The organism is Pseudomonas sp. Larv2_ips (assembly GCF_963879675.1).
Lineage (GTDB): Bacteria > Pseudomonadota > Gammaproteobacteria > Pseudomonadales > Pseudomonadaceae > Aquipseudomonas.
Genome location: NZ_CAWOAW010000027.1, coordinates 768,222 through 775,874 on the forward strand (window position 1 = coordinate 768,222; position 7,653 = coordinate 775,874).

Consider the following 7,653-nt stretch of genomic DNA (forward strand, 5'->3'; position numbering starts at 1 on the left):
TGATTGAGTTCAGCCTCCAAGATCAGGCCGGCTGTCAGGCCGCCTCGCGTCCGCTTTTGATCTAACCACTCAGGTCGGCTACTAGGCCGCCGTGCTCTGCTGTTGATCTTGATCTTGATCTGCTTTTGACTTTGATCTTAGGCGCCCCGTTAAACCACGCTGGCCGAACGCAGGTTTGAATCCGTGGGTAACCCGGCAGGACGCCGGGTTAGCCGTGTTGGGCCATGGATGGCCCGTCACGGCGGCCCACGGATTCAAGCCTTCGTTCGGGCACACCGAGCCTAAGCGAGGTGCCGAGTGGTGGGGCAAGAGCCCTTTGGTTACTTTGGGGCTTTTCCAAAGTGACCCGCTGTAAGAGCGGAACCTATAGCCGCCGTGACCGCAGCAACGGATGTGTACACCAACCAACCAACCAACCCAGCCCAGCCCAGCCCAGCCCAGCCCAGCCCAGCCCAGCCCAACCCAACCCAACCCAACCCCATCATTGACCATCCCCCACGCACTGCGTAGCCTTGCACCCTCGAGGTTCTTCGGCCCACGCCGAAGCTAAGAAGGGAACGCGGTCCAAGCCGCGGCTGCCCCCGCAACTGTAAAGGGTTCAACTGCCTGCCACGCCACTGCCATTAACCCATGGCGGGAAGGCGCAGCCAGCGCCGGTCGCAAGACCCGCAAGCCCCAAGCCAGGAGACCTGCCTCGTAACCGATTTTCTACTTCAACCGGGCGGGGTGATCCGGTGACGAAATCCGCTCCTGCGCGCCGCCGCAGGGCCTATCGTCCCGTATGCCCGCCCCAAAGGGCATCCGATGAAAACACTGGCCAAACTCCCCGTCACCATCGTTACCGGCTTTCTCGGCTCGGGCAAAACCACCTTGCTGCGCCACATGCTCGACAACGCCCAGGGCCGTCGCATCGCCGTGATCGTCAACGAGTTCGGCGAGTTGGGCATCGACGGTGAAATCCTCAAGCAGTGCTCCATCGGTTGCACCGAAGAAGAAGCCAACGGCCGCGTCTACGAACTGGCCAACGGCTGCCTGTGCTGCACCGTGCAGGAAGAATTCTTCCCGGTCATGCGCGAACTGGTCGCCCGTCGCGGCGACCTCGACCACATCCTCATCGAAACCTCAGGCCTGGCCCTGCCAAAACCGCTGGTGCAGGCCTTCCAGTGGCCGGAAATCCGCAGCGCCTGCACGGTTGACGCCGTGATCACCGTGGTCGACAGCCCAGCCGTGGCCGCCGGTACCTTCGCCGCGTTCCCGGACCAGGTCGACGCCCAGCGCAAACTCGACCCGAACCTGGACCACGAGTCGCCACTGCACGAACTGTTCGCCGACCAACTGGCCAGCGCCGACCTGGTGATCCTCAACAAGTCCGACCTGATCAGCCCTGAAGACCTGGCCCGCGTGCGCCTGGAAGTCGCCGAAGAGCTGCCGCCCGCGGTGAAAATCATCGAAGCCAGCAGCGGTCGCCTGCCACTGGATGTGCTGATTGGCTTGGGCGCCGGCTCCGAAGAACACATCGACGGCCGCCACAGCCATCACGATCATCACCACGACGGTGAAGACGACCATGACCACGATCACGACGCCTTCGACTCCATCTCCATCGACCTGCCGCAAGCCGACGAAGCGCTGCTGCTCGACGCCCTGACCCAGTTGGTGGTGCAACACGGCATCCTGCGCGTCAAAGGTTTTGCGGCAATCCCGAACAAGCCGATGCGCCTGTTGATTCAGGGCGTGGGCACGCGTTTCGACAAACACTTCGACCGCGCCTGGGGCGCCGACGAAGCGCGCATCACGCGCCTGGTGCTGATCGGCCAGGAACTGGATGCGGCGGGTCTTGAAGCGCAACTGCGCGCCGCCCTCAGCGTTTAACCCATGCACCTGCTCAGGACCCAGCCCGGTGGTTTCGTCTCGGACGACAATATCGCCGACTTAGGCCAAACCCCCGCTGAACTGGTGATCCTGTGCAGCGGCGACTCCAGCCTGGCGCTGCTGGCCGAAGCGGCTCAGCAGTTGCCCGACGACTACCCCAGCGTTCGCCTGGCCAACCCGATGCAGGTGCAAAACCATGCCTCGGTCGACCTGTACGTCGATGAGGTGCTGCGCCACGCCAAGGTCATCCTGATTTCGCTGCACGGCGGCATCGGTTATTGGCGCTACGGCATTGAACGCCTGGTGGAGCTGGCCGAGCGCGGCGTGCAACTGATTCTGGTGCCGGGCGATGATCGCCCAGACCCGGAACTCAGCGGCTTGAGCACCGTAGACGCTCAAGCGCGCGATCGGCTCTGGCACTTCCTGCGCCAGGGCGGCCTGGGCAATGCGCTGGATTTCTATCGCTGCCTGGCGAGCAGCTACCTGGGCCGCGACTACGCCTGGTCCGAGCCGCAAACCCTGCCGCGCACCGCGATTTATCACCCGCATAAAGCCAACGCTCGCCTCAATGATTGGCTGGCGGACTGGCAGACCGATGTTCCGGTGGCGGCGGTGCTGTTCTACCGCTCGCATTTGCAGGCGGCCAATACCGGTTTTATCGACGTGTTCTGCCAGCGCTTGCAGGCGGCAGGCCTCAACCCGTTGCCGATAGCGGTGGCCAGTCTGAAAGAGCCCGGCTGCCTGAAAGTGGTCGAGGACTTGCTGGATGAAGTGCAGGCGGCGGTGATTCTGAATACCACCGGCTTTGCCCAATCCAGCCCCGAAGCGCCGCACCTGCGCCCGTTTCGTCGCAATGTCCCGGTGATCCAGGCGATTTGCGCCCAGGACAACCAGCCCGGCTGGGAGGCCAGCGAACAAGGCCTCGGCCCGCGCGACCTGGCCATGCACATCGCTTTGCCGGAGCTGGACGGGCGCATCATCAGCCGGCCGATCAGCTTCAAGGACCTGGCCTGGCGCAGCGAGCGCAGCCAGTCCGACGTGGTGTGCTACCGCGCCGCGCCCGAGCGCATGGATTTTGTCGCCGAGCTGGCACGGCGCTGGGTCGAGCTGGCGCGGGTGCCGAATGCACAAAAACGTATTGCGCTGATCCTCGCCAACTACCCGACCCGTGACGGCCGCATCGGCAATGGCGTGGGGCTGGACACGCCGGCAGCAGCGCTGAATATCCTGCGCGCGCTGCAAGCCGAAGGTTACCCGGTGCCGAGTGAATTGCCCGACAGCGGCACCGCGCTGATCCATGAACTGCTCGGTGGCGTCACCAATGACCTGGACAGCCTCGACCTGCGCCCGTGTCATCAAAGCCTGGGCCTGGACGACTACGAGGCAATGTTCAAACGCTTGCCCGAGGCCAATCGCCAAGCGGTCATGGAGCGCTGGGGCACGCCGCACAACGACCCGATGTGCCGCGACGGGCGCATGATGATCGCCGGCCTGCGCCTGGGCCAGACCTTCGTCGGCATCCAGCCCGCGCGCGGTTATCAGGTCGACCACAGTGCGGTGTACCATGACCCGGACCTGGTGCCGCCGCACGGCTACCTGGCGTTTTACTTCTGGTTGCGCCACACCTACGGCGCCCACGGCGTGATCCACGTCGGCAAGCACGGCAACCTCGAATGGCTGCCGGGCAAAGGCGTGGGACTGTCGGAAAATTGCTGGCCCGATGCGCTGCTGGGGCCGCTGCCGAACATCTATCCCTTTATCGTCAACGACCCGGGCGAGGGCGCCCAGGCCAAGCGCCGCACCCAGGCGGTGATCATCGACCACCTGATGCCGCCGCTGACCCGCGCCGAAACCTACGGCCCGTTGCGCAACCTTGAGCTGTTGGCGGACGAGTACTACGAGGCGCAATTGCTCGACCCGCGCCGCGCGCTCGAACTGCAAAAAGACATCCTCAAGCTGGTACGCGAAACCCGTATCGACCAGGAACTTGAGCTGGATAACGACGCCGACGCCGCGGTCTGGCTGCCGCGCCTGGACACCTACCTGTGTGACTTGAAGGAGTCGCAGATCCGCGACGGTCTGCATATCTTTGGCGAGTCGCCCGACGGCCGCTTGCGCATCGACACCTTGTTGGCCTTGCTGCGCATTCCGCGCGGCGATGGCCGTGGCTCGCAATCGAGTTTGCTGCGCGTATTGGCCAAGGCCTTCGAGCTGGGTTTTGACCCGCTCGATTGCGCCCTGGCCGAGCCCTGGACCGGGCGCCGACCCGAGGTCTTGCAAAAGATCGATCAACAGTTGTGGCGCACCGCCGGTGATACCCGCGAGCGCCTGGAGCTGTATGCCGCGCGTTTGATCGAACAGGCGCTGGAAGGGCCGCTTGAGCAGCTTGAAGAGCCCGGCTGGGAAGACGTGAAGTCGGTCATCGAGAGCCTGCGCATCGTCGTCGCGCCCCGCCTGGACGCCTGCGGCCCGGCGGAAATGCGCGGCTTGCTGGATGCCTTGAGCGGTCGCTTCGTACCGGCCGGCCCCAGCGGCGCGCCGAGCCGTGGACGCCTGGACGTGCTGCCCACCGGGCGCAATTTCTTCAGCGTGGATGTGCGCAACCTGCCCACCACCACGGCCTGGCGTATCGGCTTCCAGTCCGCCAACCTGATCCTTGAACGGCACCTGCAGGACCACGGCGATCATCTGCGCCAGCTCGGCCTGTCGGTATGGGGCACCGCGACCATGCGCACCGGCGGCGACGATATCGCCCAGGCCATGGCGCTGATGGGCGTGCGCCCGGTCTGGGCCACGGGCAGCCAGCGCGTGGACGACTTTGAAATCCTGCCGATCAGCCTCCTGGACCGTCCGCGCGTTGACGTAACGCTGCGCGTGTCCGGGTTCTTCCGTGATGCCTTCGCCAACCTGATCCGCCTGTTCGACGCGGCGGTGCAGGCGGTGGCGGCGCTGGATGAACCGGATGACATGAACCCGCTGGCGGCCAAGGTGCGTAGCGAACGTGAGGCACTGCTCAGCGCCGGTCTGGATGAGAGCGCCGCTGCAAAACAAGCCGGCTGGCGCATCTTCGGCGCCAAACCGGGGGCTTATGGCGCAGGCGTCCAAGGCGCGATTGACGCACGGCTGTGGCAGAGCCGCGAGGATTTGGCCGAGGTCTACTTGAACTGGGGCGGCTACGCCTACGGTGGTTCCGATGAAGGCACCGCCGCCCGCGAACAGTTCGCCCAGCGCCTGAGCCAGGTGCAGGCGGTCTTGCAAAACCAGGATAACCGCGAGCACGACCTGCTCGATTCCAATGACTACTACCAATTCCAGGGCGGCATGCTCGCCGCCGTGGAAACCCTGAGCGGCGACAAGGCCGCCAGTTACCATGGCGACCACAGCCAGCCTGACTTGCCCAAGATCCGCACCTTGAAGGAAGAGCTGAACCGGGTGATCCGTGCCCGCGCGGCCAACCCCAAGTGGATCGAAGGCGTGAAGCGCCATGGCTATAAAGGTGCGTTCGAAATGGCCGCGACGGTAGACAACCTGTTCGCGTTCGATGCCACCACGGCGCTGATCGATGATCACCAATACGCTTTGCTTGCCGACGCTTACCTGCTTGACGCTGACACCCGAGCCTTCGTGCAGCAGCACAACCCTGACGCGTTGCGCGACATGACCGAACGCATGCTCGAAGCCCAGCAACGTGGCCTGTGGCAAGAACCCGGCGCATACCGCGAGGCGTTGGAAAACCTGTTGCTGGACATAGAAGAAGACAGCTAGCGTACGAGCACCGACTGTTGTCGCGAGCAGCTTTGTTGTGGCAAGCAGACATGTGGCGATCGGGCTTGTGGCAAGCGGGCTTGTTGTGGCGAGCGGGCTTGCCCCGCATTGGGTCGCTAAGCGGCCCCAAAACCGCACGCCCGGTTCTTTCAGAAAAACCGCGTTGTTTGTATTAGGGCTGCTTCGCAGCCCAACGCGGGGCAAGCCCGCTCGCCACAACGAGCGCTAGCCACGATAAGCCCGGCCACCTCAGGGGATTGCCTGTGCCGCAGAATTTAACGAGAACTTGCATGACCGACATTCCACATTTCCCGCTGTCCGCCGTGGTCGGCGCCGATGAACTGAAACTGGCGCTGTGCCTGACCGCCATCGACCCGAAAATCGGCGGCGTGCTGATCGAAGGCCCGCGCGGCATGGCCAAGTCGACGCTGGCGCGTGGTCTGGCGGACCTGCTCGCCAGCGGCCAGTTCGTCACCCTGCCGTTGGGCGCCACCGAAGAACGCCTGGTCGGCACGCTGGACCTGGACGCCGCATTGGGCGAAGGCCGCGCGCAGTTTTCCCCTGGCGTACTGGCCAAGGCCGATGGCGGTGTGCTGTACGTCGATGAAGTCAATTTGCTCGCCGATCACATGGTGGACCTGCTGCTGGACGTCGCCGCCAGCGGCACCAACCTGATCGAGCGCGATGGCATCTCGCATCGGCATTCGGCGCGCTTCGTGCTGATCGGCACCATGAACCCGGAGGAGGGCGAGTTGCGCCCGCAACTGCTCGACCGTTTCGGCTTCAACGTGGCGTTGAGCGGGCAAACCCTGCCCGCCGAGCGTGGGCAAATCATTCGTCGGCGCCTGGATTTCGACAGCGACCCCGCCGCGTTCTGCGCCCAATGGGCCGAGCAGCAAGGCGCCTTGCGTGAGCGTTGCACGCAGGCGCGGGCGCGGCTCGACAGCATTGAGCTGGATGACCGATCCCTGGCGCAGATCACCGAGCGCTGTTTCGCCGCCGGTGTCGACGGCCTGCGCGCAGACCTGGTGTGGTTGCGCGGCGCACGCGCCCATGCCGCCTGGCGTGGCGCGACCGCCATCGCCGAGCAAGACATCGAAGCCGTGGCTGAGTTTGCCTTGCGCCATCGGCGGCAAGAGCAATCCCCACCGGCGAGCCCGCCCAATCAAGGCCAGGCTCCCAAACCTTCCGACTCTTCACCCGGCCAGGGCCAGTGGGGCGACATGCCCGCGCCAGCCTTGCCCACGGGCGCACGCCGGGAAGTGCCTGCCTGGCCAAAAAAGCCTTAGGCATTCGCCCTCGTCCTGACGCGGGGGCGGATGCCCGGCCCAAGGCGGGGCGACTGGACAACGGCAGGCACGGCAAGGCGCGCAGCGCAAAACACGGCACGATCAACTGGCCGGGCACCTTGCTCGGCGGGCGGCCGCACTGCCGTGAGGATGTGCGCTACCACCTGCGCACCCGCGCGGCCCACGAGTTGTGGCTGGTGATCGTCGATGCCTCGGCCTCCACGCGGCGCCATGGTGCGTTGAGCGACGCCAAAGGCCTGCTGGCGCAGCTGTTCGACGATGCCTACCGCCAACGCGCGCGCATGGCATTACTCACGGCCAGCGGGCCGTCGCCCACCTGGCAAGTGCAGGGCTTGAAGGCCGCCAAAGGCTTGACCGGATGGCTGGCGCAACTCGGCGCGGGTGGCGGCACGCCGTTGCTGGCGGCGCTGTCCGAGGCGGGGCATTGGCTGCAGGCGCGACGCCAGCGTTACCCCGCCGAGCGACAGCGTCTGCTGGTGATCACCGATGGCCGGCTCAAGGATATTGCCGGTTTGCCAGCGCTCGATTGCCCGGGGCTGCTGGTGGATATCGAGCGCGGCCCGATCACACTTGGGCGAGCAGCACAGCTGGCGCTGGCGCTGAACCTGGACTATCGGCATATCGACAGTCTGTAGCGTCAATAAAACTGAACTCTGGCCGATTTCCGCTTGTCCCCGCTTCCCATGTCACCCCCCGCCTGCCAAAT

General features: G+C 65.0%; 4 protein-coding genes and 1 riboswitch. All 4 genes read left to right on the forward strand.

Going from position 1 to position 7,653, the window contains the following annotated elements:
• The first annotated feature begins 506 nt into the window (after nucleotides 1-506).
• Nucleotides 507-711, forward strand: a riboswitch (cobalamin riboswitch).
• Nucleotides 712-804: 93 nt separating this feature from the next.
• The 4 genes from cobW (at nucleotide 805) to AACV02_RS20600 (ending at nucleotide 7,582) form a co-directional block, all read left to right on the forward strand.
• On the forward strand, nucleotides 805-1,872 hold the full coding sequence (gene cobW / locus AACV02_RS20585) for a cobalamin biosynthesis protein CobW (RefSeq protein WP_106580323.1): 1,068 nt from the start codon (nucleotides 805-807) through the stop codon (nucleotides 1,870-1,872).
• Nucleotides 1,873-1,875: 3 nt separating this feature from the next.
• Entirely contained in the window at nucleotides 1,876-5,637 is a 3,762-nt protein-coding gene (gene cobN / locus AACV02_RS20590; protein ID WP_119741626.1) for a cobaltochelatase subunit CobN, read from the forward strand.
• 290 nt (nucleotides 5,638-5,927) lie between these two features.
• The gene (locus AACV02_RS20595) at nucleotides 5,928-6,926 is read left to right on the forward strand and encodes an ATP-binding protein (protein WP_119741628.1); all 999 of its coding nucleotides are present in this window, start codon (nucleotides 5,928-5,930) and stop codon (nucleotides 6,924-6,926) included.
• Nucleotides 6,927-6,979: 53 nt separating this feature from the next.
• Nucleotides 6,980-7,582, forward strand: coding sequence for a vWA domain-containing protein (locus AACV02_RS20600; protein WP_106580325.1), 603 nt, complete (start codon nucleotides 6,980-6,982; stop codon nucleotides 7,580-7,582).
• Nucleotides 7,583-7,653: the final 71 nt, after the last annotated feature.